Origin of the sequence: Rikenella microfusus DSM 15922 (genome assembly GCF_000427365.1) — a bacterium.
GTDB lineage: Bacteria > Bacteroidota > Bacteroidia > Bacteroidales > Rikenellaceae > Rikenella > Rikenella microfusus.
Genome location: NZ_KE386488.1, coordinates 229,594 through 246,474 on the forward strand (window position 1 = coordinate 229,594; position 16,881 = coordinate 246,474).

13 protein-coding genes are annotated in these 16,881 nt (G+C 49.8%); 1 reads left to right on the forward strand and 12 read right to left on the reverse strand.

Features of this window, described 5'->3' with window-relative positions:
* The first annotated feature begins 72 nt into the window (after window positions 1–72).
* Entirely contained in the window at window positions 73–2,451 is a 2,379-nt protein-coding gene (locus RIKMI_RS0101835) for a family 20 glycosylhydrolase (protein ID WP_027290237.1), read from the forward strand.
* 1,539 nt (window positions 2,452–3,990) lie between these two features.
* Here RIKMI_RS0101835 and nifJ read toward each other — a convergent pair.
* The 12 genes from nifJ to RIKMI_RS14185 all read right to left on the reverse strand — a co-directional run bounded on the left by nifJ (window position 3,991) and on the right by RIKMI_RS14185 (window position 16,872).
* Window positions 3,991–7,581, reverse strand: coding sequence for a pyruvate:ferredoxin (flavodoxin) oxidoreductase (gene nifJ, locus RIKMI_RS0101845; RefSeq protein WP_027290238.1), 3,591 nt, complete (start codon window positions 7,579–7,581; stop codon window positions 3,991–3,993).
* Between the two features lie 137 nt (window positions 7,582–7,718).
* Entirely contained in the window at window positions 7,719–8,495 is a 777-nt protein-coding gene (gene cdaA / locus RIKMI_RS12670) for a diadenylate cyclase CdaA (protein ID WP_037291342.1), read from the reverse strand.
* A gap of 463 nt (window positions 8,496–8,958) precedes the next feature.
* Entirely contained in the window at window positions 8,959–9,216 is a 258-nt protein-coding gene (locus tag RIKMI_RS14765; RefSeq protein WP_147288451.1) for a hypothetical protein, read from the reverse strand.
* Between the two features lie 358 nt (window positions 9,217–9,574).
* A complete protein-coding gene (locus tag RIKMI_RS0101865) occupies window positions 9,575–10,018 on the reverse strand; it encodes a hypothetical protein (RefSeq protein WP_027290240.1) in 444 nt (147 codons plus the stop codon).
* A gap of 24 nt (window positions 10,019–10,042) precedes the next feature.
* The gene (locus tag RIKMI_RS0101870; protein WP_084135142.1) at window positions 10,043–10,804 is read right to left on the reverse strand and encodes a sigma factor-like helix-turn-helix DNA-binding protein; all 762 of its coding nucleotides are present in this window, start codon (window positions 10,802–10,804) and stop codon (window positions 10,043–10,045) included.
* A 130-nt stretch (window positions 10,805–10,934) separates the two neighbouring features.
* Window positions 10,935–12,644: a hypothetical protein gene (locus RIKMI_RS0101875; RefSeq protein WP_027290242.1), complete on the reverse strand. Its 1,710-nt coding sequence runs from the start codon at window positions 12,642–12,644 to the stop codon at window positions 10,935–10,937.
* Window positions 12,641–13,681 (reverse strand): hypothetical protein, encoded by a 1,041-nt coding sequence (locus RIKMI_RS0101880; protein ID WP_027290243.1) that lies wholly within the window; start codon window positions 13,679–13,681, stop codon window positions 12,641–12,643. Before RIKMI_RS0101880 ends, RIKMI_RS0101875 begins: the two co-directional genes overlap by 4 nt.
* A 421-nt stretch (window positions 13,682–14,102) precedes the next feature.
* Complete coding sequence (locus RIKMI_RS14510; protein ID WP_169715487.1) at window positions 14,103–14,906, reverse strand: reverse transcriptase family protein; 804 nt, start codon at window positions 14,904–14,906, stop codon at window positions 14,103–14,105.
* Window positions 14,907–15,013: 107 nt separating this feature from the next.
* Complete coding sequence (locus tag RIKMI_RS15305; RefSeq protein ID WP_084135144.1) at window positions 15,014–15,250, reverse strand: helix-turn-helix domain-containing protein; 237 nt, start codon at window positions 15,248–15,250, stop codon at window positions 15,014–15,016.
* Between the two features lie 27 nt (window positions 15,251–15,277).
* Window positions 15,278–15,505 (reverse strand): hypothetical protein, encoded by a 228-nt coding sequence (locus RIKMI_RS0101895; protein ID WP_027290244.1) that lies wholly within the window; start codon window positions 15,503–15,505, stop codon window positions 15,278–15,280.
* 582 nt (window positions 15,506–16,087) lie between these two features.
* Entirely contained in the window at window positions 16,088–16,408 is a 321-nt protein-coding gene (locus RIKMI_RS0101900) for a hypothetical protein (RefSeq protein WP_027290245.1), read from the reverse strand.
* Between the two features lie 62 nt (window positions 16,409–16,470).
* Entirely contained in the window at window positions 16,471–16,872 is a 402-nt protein-coding gene (locus RIKMI_RS14185) for a hypothetical protein (RefSeq protein WP_027290246.1), read from the reverse strand.
* Window positions 16,873–16,881: the final 9 nt, after the last annotated feature.

Here is a 16,881-nt window from a genome sequence, read left to right on the forward strand (position 1 = left end):
ACTCTGCATCGATGTACAGCATAAACGAGCGATAAAAAGAGAAAATTAACCCGATAAACATACCGTAAATTTATGAAAAGAGAGATTCGCCTGTCGGGCATCGCATCGCTGGCCTGCGCCGCCGCGCTGGTGCTGGCCTCGTGCTCGGCACCCGAAAAAAGAAGCTGGAACGAAGGGATAAACGTCATTCCCGTACCGGCCGAAATGACCCGGAACGAAGGAGCCTTTACCCTGAACGGAAACACCGCTATCGCATGCAGCGTGCCGGAATTCGCTCCGGCCACCGCATACCTGGCCGCGAAAGTCAAAGGTTCGACCGGATACGACCTGACCCTCGTACAGGCCGCTCCGACCGACAACTACATCTATTTCGTTCAGGACACCGCCATCTCCGCCCCCGAAGGTTATACCCTCATATCGACCCCGAAAGGCGTAACCGTCACGGCCGCTACGCCCGCCGGAGCTTTCTACGGCATGCAGACCCTGCTGCAACTGCTCCCGGCGGAAATCGAAAGCCCCGCCAAAATCAAAGGTGTGGAATGGACCGTGCCGGCGGTAACGATCAAAGATCAGCCGCGTTTCAAATACCGCGGCGTACACTTCGACCCGGCCCGCCATTTCGCCGGCGTGGACTTCATCAAGAAGCAGCTCGACGTGCTGGCGATGTTCAAGATCAACAAGTTCCACTGGCACCTGACCGACGACCAGCTCTGGACGATCGAAATCAAGAAATATCCCGAACTGACCGAGAAAGGCGCCGTGCGCACCGAAGGCGACGGCTCGAAATACGGCGGCTTTTACACCCAGGAGCAAATCAGGGAAGTCGTGGCCTACGCGCAGGAACGTTTCATCGACGTGATTCCGGAAATCGAAATGCCGGGCCACGCGCTGGCCGCGTTGGTATCGCATCCCGAACTTTCGTGCACCGGCGGCCCGTTCGCTCAGCCCCGCATCATCTGGGGGGTGGAACCCGACGTTTTCTGTCCCGGTAAAGAAGCTACTTTCGCTTTCCTCGAAGACGTGCTGACCGAAGTGTTCGCCCTGTTCCCCAGCGAATATATCCATGTCGGCGGCGACGAATGCCCGAAAGTGCGCTGGAAAGAGTGTCCTGACTGCCAGAAACGCATCAAGGCGGAAGGATTGGACGTAAAAGCGCTCAAACCCGGCAAGGACGGTAAACGGCACAGCCCCGAAGAGCTGTTGCAGAGCTATACCATCACCCGGATGGAAAAATTCGCCAACGCCCACGGTAAGAAAATCATCGGCTGGGACGAAATACTGGAAGGCGGGCTGGCCCCCTCGGCCACGGTGATGAGCTGGCGCGGCGAAGCCGGAGGCATCGCGGCCGCCAAACAGCAGCACGACGTGATCATGACCCCGAACAGCGCCGGTTTTTACATCGACTTCCTGCAAGGCGCGGCCGAGGTGGAACCCGCATCGATCGGAGGTTACTCGACCGTAGGCAAAGTGTACGCCTACAACCCGGTGCCCGATACGATGCCTGCCGAGATCGGTAAATATATCATCGGGGTACAGACCAACCTGTGGTCGGAATACATCCTCTCGGACGAGCACCGCGAATACATGTACTACCCGCGCGTGCTGGCGCTGGCCGAAGTGGACTGGTCGCCGAACAGCCGCAAGGATTGGGACGATTTCCAGCGACGCCTGACCAACGCGCAGGTACGGCTGGATTACCACAATATCAACTACCACATTCCAATGCCGGAAGGCACGCTGGTCGATCTGGTGGCCTTCACGGGCGATTCGGCAGCCGTACCGTTCGCCAATACGCGCGACCTGCCGATGGTCTATACGCTGGACGGTTCCGTTCCGACGCCGGAATCCGCCGTCTATACCGATACCCTGATGATCGGAGGCGACAAGCCGGTGACGATCCGTATCGCGACGCTGCTGCCGCAAGGTAAAATGAGCCGCGTTCGGACGATCCGCGTCGAAAAACAGACGCTGAAACCGGCCACGGAAGTGGCCGGGGCGGATTCGGGCATCGTGATGCGCGTCGCTCCGGGACTGTACGTGACGGACGAACAGATGGCGGGCGCCGAGTTCGGACAGGATACCGTGGTACGTTACTTCATGCGCGGCCGCGTGCCTGATTCCGGGGTCAGCCCGAATTCGCTGGCGGTGTACGAAGGTTTCGTGGAACTGCCTGAGGACGGCGTGTACGGCTTCACGACGGACATGGACGAACTGTGGATCGACGGCGAGCTGCTGGTGAAGAACGGCCAGGAGTGCGCGAGCCGCTTCCAGCGCCACAAGACCACCCGAGCGATGGCGGCGGGCAAGCATCCGTTCAAAATGGTGTTCAACAACATGATCAAACACGGCTGGCCGAACGACTGGAACGAGATCACGTTCTACGTGAAGGCGCCGTCGTCGGACGAATATGTGAAAGTAACTCCGTCGCAACTGACGCACGAGGCGAAATAACAGGCTTCGGAAACGATCCTCGGGGCTGCCGTCTTTCGGGACGGCAGCCCTTTTCGTACCCGGGCTCCGCAACCGCTAGCAAACACGCCGCACCCCGGTACCGCCCGCAGCCGCCGTCCGTCGAAATGCGAACCGCCCCGCAGAATGGCGAGTTGCAGCCGATAACTTCGCTTCGTTCGTTTCCCTCCCGGTGCATCGGCCATACGAATGAGTTCGATGGCGCTCGGCTGCAGTGTCGGTTCGCCAGGGGTGGTTGGGTTACCGTTCCGGCTTCCTCCCGGTGCATCGGCCATACGAACGAGTTCGATGGCGCTCGGCTGCAGTGTCGGTTCGGCCCGCCCGCTGACGCGGATTTTTCACAAATAACTGTACGATTAAACTGTTTCACTCCTTCGGCTTTGCGCCGATCCCCCGGATCGGCATAGCCGCTTGGTCGCATAAGCCGGCGATTCGGAAGAATCGCATCAATAAAAACGTACGGTTAATTATGGCCGGAGCCAGCGGGGCCGCAACAAGCACCGCGCAGTTGCAGGCCTACGCCGGGGGTGGCTCCGGCCTGACTAAGGAAGAATATTGAAATAAATCATAGGTTTAAATGTACTGTCTTTCGCCGACAGGCGTTTGTTTTTTCTTCGCCCGCTCGTGCCGCGGGGACAGCAACTGTGCCGCACGCCTCATGCCGGCGGGGCACTTACTTTTTTGTACGACCAAAAAAGTAAGCAAAAAAGTCGCCGAGAATGCAATTCCCCGCTCCCGACTTCTGTCGGATCGGGAAATCGCACATTCCCAGGCCGGCAGATTTTACCCTGCTTCGACACCAAGTAAAAAGTCGAGAGTACTTGTAAACCGTACGGTTAATTATGGCCGGAGCCAGCGGGGCCGCAACAGGCACCGCGCAGTTGCAGGCCTACGCCGGGAGTAGCTCCGGCCTGCCAAAGGGAAAACTGTACACAAAATCGTACAGTTAAATTTATATGTTGTCGCCCGGAGCCAGCGAGGGCCAAACGAGTTTTGCGAGTTGCAGCCCTTTGTCGGGGATGGCTCCGGCCATAATTAACCGTACAATTGTACTCATTTCGAACAGGCGCCCGGGAGGCCTCAGGCAGTTCCAGCGTGGTTCCCCGCAGCCTGCGCCCCTCGGCAAACAAACATACAATTCATATAACGTTTGCTACATAGCTCCGCATCCCGCATATCCGGGAGCATCTTATCGGGCCTATTTCGCTCAGCTCTGCCGATTTCCCGTTTCCATCAGGGGGCCCTCGCGACGACAAGAGATTACGACAGACGAGCCTGTTAGAGACCTGACACATGGCGGACATCACTCGCCTCCCCTACCCCGAATATCCCCCGATAAGTCCCCAGTCCTCACCGTGCCGACCCGCATATCCTCAACAAAGCACGCCGCCTCCGCCAACCGCTCCTCCACCCTGCCCCTTCCCTCCCCCTCCCCGAAAAACGAGCCGGGGCGTCCATTAAAAATGGACGCCCCGGCCTATGCTCACCGGAACGGGTTGCCCCGCCCGGAACCGAATCGCATTATTTCACCACCGCCGCTTCGGCTTCGGCAGCCGTTTCAGGCTGGTACTGCATCGCAGCGAAGCGTTTGTAGCTGTTGTACCGCCACTTCGCGTTCTCTTCCGAAGCGTTGAACAGCTCCTGAGCCTCGCTGGGGAAAGCTTTCAGCAACGAAGTGTAACGCACCTCCTGATGGATGAATTCCTGGAATTTGCTCCAATCGGGTTCTTTGGAATCGAGCGCGAAAGGATTCTTACCCTCTTTTTCCAGCTGCGGGTTGAAACGCCACAGGTGCCAGTAACCGCATTCCACGGCGCGTTTCTCGGTCAGCTGCGACACACCCATACCGTTCTTGTTCCCGTGGTTGATACACGGAGCGTAGGCGATGATAAGCGACGGACCCGGAAACGCTTCGGCTTCCTTGATCGCCTGCATGTACTGGTTGTGGTTGGCGCCCATGGCCACCTGAGCCACATAGACATAGCCGTAAGTCATCACCATCGCGCCGAGGTCTTTCTTGCGGATACGCTTGCCCGACGAAGCGAACTTGGCCACCGCGCCGACCGGAGTCGATTTAGAAGACTGGCCGCCCGTATTGGAGTACACTTCGGTGTCGAGCACCAGCACGTTCACGTCTTCGCCCGAGGCCAGCACGTGGTCCAGACCGCCGTATCCGATGTCGTAGGCCCAGCCGTCGCCGCCGAAGATCCACTGCGATTTCTTGACGAGGTATTGTTTCAATTCCACGATCTGCTTGCAGCAGTCGCAGCCGCAGGTTTCGACGAGCGGCAACAGTTTGTTCGTCGCCTCGACAGAAGCGGCCGCGTCGTCCTTGCCGTCGATCCACGCCTGCATCGCCGCCTTGATTTCGGCCGAGCACTCCCCGCAATTCGCAATCGCCTCGGTCATAATCTGTTTGAGGCGGTCGCGCAGTTTTTCGACACCGATGTGGATACCCAGGCCGAATTCGGCATTATCCTCGAACAGCGAGTTGGCCCAGGCAGGTCCGTGGCCCGACACAAGGTCCTTGCAGTACGGGGTCGAGGGGGCCGAACCGCCGTAGATCGACGAACAGCCCGTCGCGTTGGCGATCATCATCCGTTCGCCGAACAGCTGCGTGATCGACTTGATATACGGCGTTTCGCCGCAACCGGCGCAGGCGCCGGAGAACTCGAACAGCGGCTGGGCGAACTGGAGGTTCTTGACCGATTTGGTCTTATCGGCCACGGTCGATTTGTAACCCACCTTGCCGTGCATGTATTCCCAACGCGGCTCTTCGTCGGCCAGCTGGGCTTCCATCGGCTCCATGACCAGCGCCTTGCCTTTCGGCGCCGGGCAGACATTCGCGCAGTTGCCGCAGCCGGTACAGTCGAGCGGCGACACCTGGATCTTGAATTTGTACTCCTTGAACGGCCCGATGCCCTGCACCATCGGCGTGCCGGCCGGGGCGGCCTGCGCTTCGGCCTCCGTCAGCAGGAACGGACGGATCGCAGCGTGGGGGCAGACATAGGCGCACTGGTTGCACTGGATACAGTTTTCCGGTTTCCAGGCGGGAATGTTCGCGGCGATACCGCGTTTTTCGTAAGCCGCCGTACCGGCTTCCCAAGTACCGTCTTCGCGGCCCGCGAAAGCCGATACCGGCAGGTTGTCGCCTTCGAGCGCGTTGATCGGATCGACGATCCCGGTGATGAATTCCGGACGGTTCGGGTCGGTCTGTTTCGGGGCTACCGTGATAGAGGCCCATTCGGCCGGCACTTCGACTTTCACGACGTTCTTGCCGCCGGCGTCCACCGCCGCGTAGTTTTTATTGACGACATCTTCGCCTTTCTTACCGTAGGACTTGTAGATGGCTTTCTTCATCTCTTCGACGGCCTGGTCGTAGGGGATCACCTCCGAGACCTTGAAGAAGGCCGACTGCATGATGGTGTTCGTGCGCGACCCCAATCCCAGTTCGGCGGCGATTTTGGTCGCGTTGATGATGTAGAAATTGATGTGGTGCTCGGCCAGATACTTCTTCATATCGTCCGGCAGATGCTTCTTGGTGGTCTCTTCGTCCCACACGGCGTTGAGCAGGAACGTGCCGCCGTCTTTCAGCCCCTTGAGCAGGTCGTATTTGCCGAGGTACGAAGGCACGTGGCAGGCCACGAAATTCGGGGTGGTCACCAGGTAGGTCGAGCGGATCGGTTCGTCGCCGAAACGCAGGTGCGAGCTGGTGTAGCCGCCCGATTTTTTCGAGTCGTACGAGAAGTAGGCCTGGCAGTATTTGTCGGTCGATCCGCCGATAATCTTGATCGAGTTCTTGTTGGCGCCGACGGTACCGTCCGAACCCAGCCCGATGAAGCGGGCCTCGTAGGTCGAACCGTGCCCCACGCTCACCTCTTCGCCCACAGGCAGCGAACGGAAGGTCACGTCGTCCACGATCCCGACGGTGAACTGGTTTTTCGGTTCGTTCTGCGCGAGGTTTTCGTACACGGCGATCATCTGCGCCGGGGTGGTGTCTTTCGACGAGAGGCCGTAACGTCCGCCGATCACCAGCGGCCGTTCGTTTTCGGGCATCGCGTAGTAAATGTCGCGCACGTCGAGGTAGAGCGGATCGCCGTTGGCGCCGGGTTCCTTGGTGCGGTCGAGCACGCAGATGCGTTTCACGCTCGCGGGCATCGCCTGCAGGAAATATTTGGCCGAGAAGGGGCGATACAGATGCACCGAAATCATCCCCACTTTGCGGCCCTGAGCGCGGAGCATGTCGATCACCTCCTTGAGGGTTTCGGTCACGGACCCCATGGCGATCACCACGTCGGTGGCTTCCGGATCGCCGTAATAGTTGAACGGGTGGTATTCGCGGCCGGTGATTTCGCTGATCTTGGCCATATAGTCGGCCACCAGGTCGGGCACGGCATCGTAGAAACGGTTGGCGGCCTCGCGGCTCTGGAAGTAGATGTCGGGGTTCTGCGCCGTACCGCGCGTTACCGGATGTTCCGGATTGAGGGCGCGTTCGCGGAACGCTTTGACGGCGTCCATATCCACCAGCGAACGCAGGGTATCGGTGTCGAATTCTTCGATTTTCTGGATTTCATGCGAGGTACGGAAGCCGTCGAAGAAGTTGATGAACGGCACCCGCCCTTTGATGGCGGTCAGGTGCGACACGGCCGAGAGGTCCATCACCTCCTGCACCGAACCGCTGGCCAGCATGGCAAAACCGGTCTGCCGCGCGGACATCACGTCCGCATGGTCGCCGAAGATCGAGAGCGCCTGGGCGGCCAGCGCGCGCGCCGACACGTGGAACACCGCCGGGAGCAGCTCGCCCGCGATCTTGTACATGTTCGGGATCATCAGCAGCAGCCCCTGCGACGCCGTATAGGTGGTGGTCAGCGCACCGGCCTGCAACGAGCCGTGCACGGCGCCGGCGGCGCCGGCCTCGGACTGCATCTCCTGCACGCGGACCGTTTCGCCGAAAATGTTCTTTTTGCCTGCGGCCGCCCATTCGTCCACATACTCCGCCATGGTCGAAGAGGGGGTGATCGGGTAAATCGCCGCCACTTCGCTGAACATGTAAGCGATGTGCGCGGCGGCGTAGTTACCGTCGCAGGTGATGAATTTTTTCTGATTTGCCATTGCTATCGAAAATTGTTGGATTTAATTTGTAAGCCGTTGCCTGAGAGCGCGTTCCGGTAATTTTGGAACCGGCGCACCCCACAGGCCGCAAAGTTAGGCAATTTTTTCGGGACTGCCGATACGGAAAAGAGCCAAAATTACGCCGACAGAATCCGCCCGAGTTTTTCGCCCAGCGCCGCCGGATCGGCTACGGCGGTGATTTCGCCGGCTTCGACGATCGATATTTTGCCCCGTTCCTCGGACACCACCACCACCACGGCGTCGCTGTGTTCGGTCAGCCCGATGGCCGCGCGATGCCGCATGCCGTAATGCTGCGGGATGTGGGGATTGTCCGACGAGGGCAGAATGCACCGCGCGGCATGGATCCGCCCCTGTTTGATGATGATCGCCCCGTCGTGCAGGGGGCTGTTTTTGAAAAAAATGCTTTCGATCAGCCGGGTGTCGATCCGCGCGTCGATAATGTCGCCGGTGGATGCGTACACCTCCAGGTCGCCCTGCCGTTCGATGCAGATCAACGCCCCGGTATAGGTCGAAGCCATGTCGCGGCACGCTTTGGCCACGTCTTCGGTCCACAGTACCTGCGCATTGCGCCCGGCGGAGCGGAAAATACGCCGCACGAAGCGGTTCTTGACTTTCGAATAGCGGCTGCCGAGCAGCAGCAGGTAGCGCCGGACCTCCTGCTGGAACACGATGATGAGCGCCAGCACGCCCACGCCGATCACCTGTCCCATGATGGAGCTGAGCAGGGTCATGTTCAGTGCCTTGACCACCACCCACAGCAGATAGACGATGAAGATGCCGGCAAAGATGGTCATGGCCGCCGTCCCGCGGATCAGACGGTACACCTGATAGAAAAACAACGCCACCACCAGCACGTCGATCACGTCCAGCAGGCTGATGTCGATAAAATCCATACGCTCGAAGCCGTTAAAAATCGGAGGTAATTATATACTATTTTTACACGGCAATGATTTTTCGGTTCGCGCCGGACCCTTCAGGTCTGTTGCCCGGGTTTGCACCGCCTCATGCCGTCCGGCGCGGAACCGAAACGGGGTTTGTGTAAAGTCGTATATAGTCGTCATCGGGTTACGCCCGTAAAGATAACACTTTTTCAGGCACCTTTTCCGCATTTACGTACCCGCCGGGCGCCGCATCCGGTTTTTCAGCGGAACCGTCGCGCTTCGGGCACTGTCCATAATCCGGGGCCAACCTGCAAACGCGCCGGAGACAACGTCCTGCTTTCTCTCCGGCTGCCATATCCCGGTCGCGTCGTGCATCGGCCGGAACCGAAAACATACGATTCGGAGTAAGTCCGCAGCCTGCCAAGATACGACGTACCCTCCCCGACCTCGGCCCGCCCGCTGCCGAGGAACGGCCTTACAGGACATATCCTGATTTTCTTTGTAACAAACCACGCAGAATGTTCTCTTTTCCATGATGCTGTACGTTTTTGATGATCAATACGTTTACAGCATAGAAATGTTGCGGGGCAAGATATGGCAGGAGTGCGTAATAACCGTCATTCTCGACCCATTTCAGATTTGGTTCCGAAAGGTCGCTAATCAGGTTTAGAAACCTTGCGTTTGGTTGCTTTTTCATGCGACCGCCTGAAAAGAAAAAATCCTTACCTATCATTGACACATAAGGATTTTTCGTCTTATTACAGCCTCTTTTTCAAGGCGTCTGGAGCGGAAAACGAGACTCGAACCCACGCAGAGCGTGGGTATCTCGCGCCGTTGTCCGCACCCCCGTTCCCCCTCATAGGGGGCCTTGGGGTCGCTCGCCGAAGTCTCCGTTTTCCGAAAACAAGAAAGCCGGCAATCGTTTGATTACCGACTTCCCTCATGAGCGGAAAACGAAAACCGAACCTTCGGTTCTTATCCGTTATGTATCAGTATGTTTCGGTGTTCTTTAGAATTTCAGGTCACTAATGCGTAGTGCGTATCTTTCGCCTCGTTGCATTTCTAATGCTATTGTAAATATACGAAAAATTTCACGAATTTACAATCTCCGATTCCGGATTCGTTAGACTGATTAATTCCTCGCAAAAGATGGGTTTATCACATTTTTGAACCATAAAGGGAGCCCGGAAAAATGACAAATTGAGGGAAACGATAGCTCTTAATATATCCATTATTGTTGCGTTGCATTCTGTTCGTATTTTTCTAAGTTCAGGGTATTTCAAACAGCCTTTTTCAAGTTGTTCTTTCAATGCATTTTCCAATGTCTTATTGGGCATGTGTAATAGTATTTTAGAAAAATCATCATGACCATTCGTCAGGATGGCTCCCGTCCCTTTTTCTTTGCAATATTCAATCAAGGCTTTAAATTTAGTGTGGACTTTTCTCTCTACCATTCCTAATGTATCCTTGATTTCAACTACAAAACATCGTCCGTCGCTCAAGAATACCGTTACATCAGGAATGTAATAATGCATCCGTGTTTTGATGAAATACGGAACCTATTCAGCTTGTTCCGTGTAATGGATCACGTCAGGACATTCTTCCAGGAAACCATAAAACTGTTTCTCAAGCAATGACTCATAAAAAACATTGCGATTTAACTTTTGGGAAAAGAATTCACCTTGTTTTGATCGATTTCTCTCAGTATCCGAATTCAATTGTCTGACTGACAAGTAGTTTTTCATTTCTGCCTCAGACCATATTTTAGGAGTATCAAACCATATGATACTTCCGATTAATTTCTCTAATCTGGTATTTAACTTCAGTATTTTTCTTTGTGCCTTTTGTTTTCGTCTATTGTTCTGTCGGTTCTGGCATATAATGGTTTCCCATTTATCAACACTCTCGGAATTCTTGTAAAGGTAAAACGATAGCAATCTTAATAACAAATTAAGATTGAAATCGGGCATATGTTCTTTGTGGAATTGCTCAATGTATAATGCGAATTGTTCATCACACTCGATAGAGACAGAATGGTTTTTTGAAATATGATTGTCAATCTCTACTATGGCGGGGTAGTTATTCCGGCGTAGAAATCCCATTCTCTTGAAAATTTTGACGTGTAATTGACGAATGCGTTCGCGGCTCAGGCCGTATTCTTGGGCAATTTCTGTAAATGTATGTATTTCGGAATCCGCTAATCCATACGTTTCCATCAAAATCTTACGATCCCTATCCGAATATAGTGGCGCCCCATTTTTCTTTAAAGCAAGGGAACATTGATAAAAACAATCGAAAAAATGTAATCCTATGGCATCCATAATAATAGAACTTTCACACTGAAGTTGGCTTGAGGGTTATGAACTATATTAATCTTTGCGTTGTATTGGGGGAGGTTTTATCTGTATAGAAATATGCGCTTTCAGTGTGAACTGAATCCATATGCTATTATTAGAATTTTAAAAGCAGATTATGCATGTCCACAAATTGGTCTGTTAATCCATCATATACCTGATCGCAAGCTATTGCGTAGTTGTTAGAAATGGAATTAGGCTCAATACCCAATTTCTCTAATGCCGAATTAAATTTCAAAGTGGAATTATGGTTCTTATGAGCGTCTAATTGCCTTATATCATTCAACGCAAACAATTTTGACAGCATATTAAACTCCTTTAATTCAGCAACCCTCTCAATAATGGCTGCTTTATCATGAATAGGATTCAGCCCCGTTTCGACACTTACAAACAGATACTTTAGCACAAACTCCAGAAGCTTCAGACTTCGATAGTCTTTAGTATTATCCGATGAAAAACCAAGCGAGTTGATGATTTTACGTAAGTTACTCTCCCGTAAATTTTCCGCCAATAAAATGTATAGTTTTTTGCATCGGGAAATAAAATCCTCTTTGCAAAATTTCCGCACACTGACATGATGTGTGATTGGATTATAATCAGGAAAATCCATCCATCCGGTCTCATCGATTGCCCCTTGATTTAATGTGATTATTTCTACAGGTGATAATGAAATGTCGCAAATCTTATTAACGACCTGGGAGAACAATTGTCCGAATAAAAAATATTTTCGAGTCAAACGTTTTGCTTTATCCGCTATATTTTCTCCGTCCCCTACTGCCGAGATATCTATTGAATATTTGTTCCAATGCTCGATAACGTCGTCAGGTGTCCCTTCATATAATTTTTTCAATTCGACTTTAATGCCATTGCGTCCGATACGTTCACAATGGCCAACTGCCCATTGATTTCGATATCTTACCCCACCAGAATCGGGATGGACTGCATAATCGTCGTCGGTTTCATACAATTCCAGTACATCATCCGATACGTAAACATACTCGCCTGCCATTTCATGGCGGGCACGATATTCGGTAACTATACCTTCAATACCTTTCCAATAATGTCCTACAGGGGATATCTCCATTTCAAATTCGTCAACAGGGATTATTTTATAGCCATTAATTTCAAGCCTGGCGACACCCTCTTTATGACTGGATTCACTAATCCGGATTTCGAATTGCCCAAACTCTTCAATAAAATAGCCCTTTTCGTTAAGCAATCCCTTAATGTCGTCGTCAACATTTATCTCTTTAATTATAGTGAAAAGTTGAACAGCAGTTTTCTTACGATAGGACAGATATTGGTCTAAATACTCTTTTTTTACCTTTACATAGGCTTCTGTATGATTAGGGAAATCATATTCCGAAATCAGCTTATTTTTTACGACGTCATAATCGGGCTTTGATAAATTATCCCAATATATTTCATCGTTTAATAATCTGGGAATTAGACGAAAGGTACTCAGAAAACCTTGATCTATAGATAAGACCGTTTTATTGACGGATTCCCATGAAACAACCAAAGGTTCAGCCTTTTTTAATCCGGATGAAGGAGATGCGTACAGCCAGAATGACGGCTTGTAGATATAATCTTTATTGTAATAGACTCCTGGTGCTTTAACAACAGGATTAATATGAGATGGTTTGATTTTGGAAATAAGTGCTGGGGAGATTAGTGCCGTGTTTATGTCAATGGATGCTTTGTCCTCAGTTGTTTTAAGTTGAGCAACGGTAATATACCCATCGCAGGAAATATCGACATCTAAATAATTCCCGATCAATTTAGTGATAATATCTTGTTCGTTCATTCCCTAAAATTGCGAAAGGTTCTGTTGGCTAACGCCAGATATTTCATTCCGGAAGTATTGTCAATACGATTCGGATTAAGATTGGAAATTGCCGTAGCAATTGCAATTGAGAGTGTAATTGATCCGGTAATCAAAACATTCCTATTGAATTCCCCTTCTAATGCCGCAGCCGCAAACGGTATCATGCCATGAACCGAATATTTGAGTATGTTTCTGTAATTGTATTCTTCCATCCGCCGGGTTATTTCATCCCGTTGTTCTTTGATGCGATTAAGTGTGGTATCGAATAATTCTGTATTAACAGTTATCGCGTCATTCAAGACAATCGCCTCTATCTCAGTTCTAAATCGGCTTAATAAGTCGTTATGTCTTTCTTTGAACCGCATTAACCGCCCTAAATCAATATCTTCCGGAAGCGGCATGATGTTTTTTAATAAAACATCGCGCTTTTCATTCCGGGTTCTTACGATTACATCATCTTGACTCTTGATCGCGAAGAATGGGAACTGATCTGTTATAGGAAAGGCATCTATTCTGCTTGCAATAAGACTGGTCAGCATGTACATTAAGTCAAAGGCCGTTTTCTTTTCCACATAATACATGCTGTGGTTTTCGTGCCTGGCTAATCCAAGTTCTTGAAGCTCATGTAAAATTGCGGGTCCAAATTTACTTTCATATATCTGTGAGCTAAGAACGGATTCGTGTGGCTTGAATTTAGTCGCATACATAACGTGAGCAGAAACACTCATATAATGCTCCCCCCTGAAAGCCGCCTGCCTTTTCGTGAGGTCGTTATTTCTTAAATAACGGATAAATTGGATATGCAGTTGATTCTGTATATCATAGTCGCCTGAGAAATTCTGAGGAATGACCAACTCTTCACGAATCAATTCTTGCATATGTCGCGGATAGAGAGTGGGATCGTGAAAATATTCCATCGGAACGACGGTCGATATTTCATCATAGTAAAGCAACTGGCGATACGTCCAAGCTTTGGGTGGCAAGCTAATAAAGGGGTAGTAAATAATTCCGCTCATATCTTTATGATTGTATTACACGAATACTATCTTGCATGCTCATTGACAGGAAATTCATTATACTAAATTACAAAAATATCCGGACGAATTATATAGGCCGGTTATTGCAAGAGTAAAAATTCGATAATATCATATCGGGCATTCTTAACACGATAAAATCTGGGATGTTGATTACTCTATAAGACCTGGAACGACTTCCTTTGGAATAGTGCAACAAGTTGAATATTGACTTATTGCACTTTTTTATTGGGATGAGGTAACGAATTGGCAACGGTTCTATTTTCCGTGCATTGCGTAGAGAATCACAGCCTCAAATAACTGATACAAACATAATAAAAACAGCCTATAACCAACTCCAGGCAATAGAAAATCTATCCCTTCCCCCCAATAGCAGTTGAAGAATTTTGATTATAAAACGAAATTAAGAACGAGAAGATTTTGCCTTGAGAGATGGTTTATTGGATTTGAAAACTAAATCTTTGTAATTCAATTCTCCCGCGATTTGTTCCTCGGTTTTTCCGTGAGAATTTTTGATTTTCTCTTTGAGTTTATCTGTAATGTCAATATAATTATTCCCCACTGATATCCCAGTAATATTCGGATGATTGGTTCGATATGAGGTTTTAGTGTTGCTTATAGTGTAACCATCATGTCGAATAATGTCAAGGATTTCGGGAATCATCTCCTGAAAATCAGAGGGGCCTGAAATCGTTAAATCATCCACATATGTGCTAAATCGTAGTCCGCTTTGCACACAAAAATCGGCAATGACATTCCCTGTTTTTGTAAAAACAAAATTAGCCACAGTTGAAGAGGTCGGTGCTCCTTGAGGTATGTGTCCGTTATATGTCGTTAATTTTGTTAATATAGATGCTACATCAGGAGAAAAACCAAATCGGGTAAACATTCGATATCCTTCTCCACTTGTAATGGATGGAAAGAATCCCCTTAAATCTGTCTGAAAAATAAATTTATTTCCTTGATGAAATCGTCCGTTTGATATTCCGCTATGTTTTTTAACCGATCCAAAAGCATATGGAGCTGCTGAAATCTTTTCATTAAGCATTTTGTTAATGTGTTTCTGTACTATTTTCAGCGTCTTAATACTTGGATTGATTACTCTCACCTCCGGCGTACCGTGTTTTGTTAATTTATGAAGTCCCTGCTTGTTTTTCTTCTTTTGCTCATATTCATAATAATAAGTATTAATATTGGAGAGTATCAAATCAATCTCTTCCTTCTTTATGCTTATTGCCCTAAATAAAGAGTCGGGGTTACTTATCATCACTAAAAAATGTATTCAACAAAGATTTTACAGAAGGGGATAGCGCATCATAAGCTTCCCGTTTTTTTCTGGAATATCCTCGTTTTCGACAGATAAAAATAGGAGAATCGGGAGGGGAATAGAAAGACTATCGGTATTGCCTTGAGTGTTGGAATCGTTGGCTCTTTCTGGTTATTTTCAATTTGAGAAAGATATGTCTGTGTGATCTGACTTAACTTAGCAAGTTGAGTTTGAGTGATTTTCTTTTTCTTGCGAATGTCTCTTATAACAGAACCAATATCCATGTCAATCTAAAAAAATGGGGCGGGACGTTACAGAATCTCTTTAAATTTGTCATAAACCTCGAATAGTAATAACAACAATGTTGCGGCTTTCTCGAATGAACCACGCCAGTCTGCATTGTTGCTTTCCAGTTTTCTCAGTTCGGTAAGACAAGATTTCAAAAGAGCTTCATCTTCGTCAGTTTGTGGACAACGGCCCTTTGACAGCAAACCTTCAATACCTTGCATGAGGTCTGCTAATTTTTGATTGTGTTCCATAGTTTATGGATTTTGTTTAAGCGGAGCAACATTGCTCCTACTGCATAAACAAATAGTCCCTACTTAAACTCCATAAACGTTGTCCGTTTGTCCACCCCCAGTTTCCTGCTGCAAAATTGTTATTACTTATTTATTGATAATTCGTGCAATTAGCAACGTCTTAGCTTGCGGCAAAGCGTATATACTAATAGTTTAATAAATACGCCCATATCGTCTATATGCATTTGTGCATATGCTCTTAGAGTCTTTACGCTCCTTTATATTTAGGAGTTACGTGAAGAGCGGTAAGGCGAGCAAAGACGTCCGGCCCCCAAGTACCATAATGGCATGCAGAACTTAATCTGCTTCAAGCATGTGGATTTAAGTAAGGAAATCAAAAATCACGTCAAAGAACTACACTGTAAACATAGCGATTATTACTGAAAGTTAATATTATTGATCAAAAATATTTTTCAACAAGTTGTCAACAATCAAATATTCAGTATTGTAAGCTGTATTTTAGAAGGAATAATCAAGTGCCCATAGGATTTATCTTATGGGTACTAAGTGGTTAACGAATCAGTGTGAATCGATATTTGACTTTTAAGCCAACACCGACATAAGTTCCCCGATATGCAGATCCGGAACCCCAATGATCAGGATTAAAAAACGGATTTGCATGAGCCTCCAATTCGGCAAATAACTCCTTGTACGGGCGAATATCCTTGCTAATGCTAAAGTAAGGCCCGTAGGCATCGCTTGGAGCGTATTTTCCAACTCCAGTATCATAAAGCATTCCGGCGTAAATGCAAAGCCTGTCGACAGCCTAGTCTTAAAAGATTCCTGCGCATTCGCACTCGTGCCGCCCCACGCCATAACTGAGGCGGCGGCCATACCGACGATGGCCCTGCTTGTTGTTCCCATGATGTTGAAATTTGGGTAGGTGAAAATATGGCGGTGTCAGTAGTCTCCTAAAGATAAGCAAATTACCTGTAGTTTGTAATCGTCCCGCAGATGCGGTACTTGCCTAAATTATCCTCCGGCTCCGTAGGAGCCTTGTCGCACAGCAGGAAGACCGTCTCGATCTTTCCGCTGTCCCGCTCCGTCATCAGCGTAGCATAGCGCGCATTGCGGCACAACTCCGCCGACAGATGAATGAAATGGTGCGGTTCCTCCGGCTTCTCTTTCAGAGCGTCCAATGAAAGATAGAAAGGAATAATCCGTATCGAAGTCTCATGGGGTTGATTCACGCATAATATCGGCTTTTCCGCCTCGAACACCCCCTCTCCGAAAATCAGCCACGCCACCGAGAAACACGGAAATACCCGGTTGATTCTTTTAGCCAGTTTCGTGCTAACACCGTTGTTCCCTCTCTTGATCTGGTACATGTTCTCGCT

What these genes read in the sequence shown, in the direction of transcription:
- RIKMI_RS0101835 (WP_027290237.1), top strand. Translation starts at nt 73, where the DNA reads ATGAAAAGAGAGATTCGCCTGTCGGGCATCGCATCGCTGGCCTGCGCC.
- nifJ (WP_027290238.1), bottom strand. Translation starts at nt 7,581, where the DNA reads ATGGCAAATCAGAAAAAATTCATCACCTGCGACGGTAACTACGCCGCC.
- RIKMI_RS0101865 (WP_027290240.1), bottom strand. Translation starts at nt 10,018, where the DNA reads ATGCATTATTACATTCCTGATGTAACGGTATTCTTGAGCGACGGACGA.
- RIKMI_RS15305 (WP_084135144.1), bottom strand. Translation starts at nt 15,250, where the DNA reads ATGGATATTGGTTCTGTTATAAGAGACATTCGCAAGAAAAAGAAAATC.
- cdaA (WP_037291342.1), bottom strand. Translation starts at nt 8,495, where the DNA reads ATGGATTTTATCGACATCAGCCTGCTGGACGTGATCGACGTGCTGGTG.
- RIKMI_RS0101895 (WP_027290244.1), bottom strand. Translation starts at nt 15,505, where the DNA reads ATGGAACACAATCAAAAATTAGCAGACCTCATGCAAGGTATTGAAGGT.
- RIKMI_RS14185 (WP_027290246.1), bottom strand. Translation starts at nt 16,872, where the DNA reads ATGTACCAGATCAAGAGAGGGAACAACGGTGTTAGCACGAAACTGGCT.
- RIKMI_RS14765 (WP_147288451.1), bottom strand. Translation starts at nt 9,216, where the DNA reads ATGATAGGTAAGGATTTTTTCTTTTCAGGCGGTCGCATGAAAAAGCAA.
- RIKMI_RS0101900 (WP_027290245.1), bottom strand. Translation starts at nt 16,408, where the DNA reads ATGGGAACAACAAGCAGGGCCATCGTCGGTATGGCCGCCGCCTCAGTT.
- RIKMI_RS0101870 (WP_084135142.1), bottom strand. Translation starts at nt 10,804, where the DNA reads ATGGATGCCATAGGATTACATTTTTTCGATTGTTTTTATCAATGTTCC.
- RIKMI_RS0101880 (WP_027290243.1), bottom strand. Translation starts at nt 13,681, where the DNA reads ATGAGCGGAATTATTTACTACCCCTTTATTAGCTTGCCACCCAAAGCT.
- RIKMI_RS0101875 (WP_027290242.1), bottom strand. Translation starts at nt 12,644, where the DNA reads ATGAACGAACAAGATATTATCACTAAATTGATCGGGAATTATTTAGAT.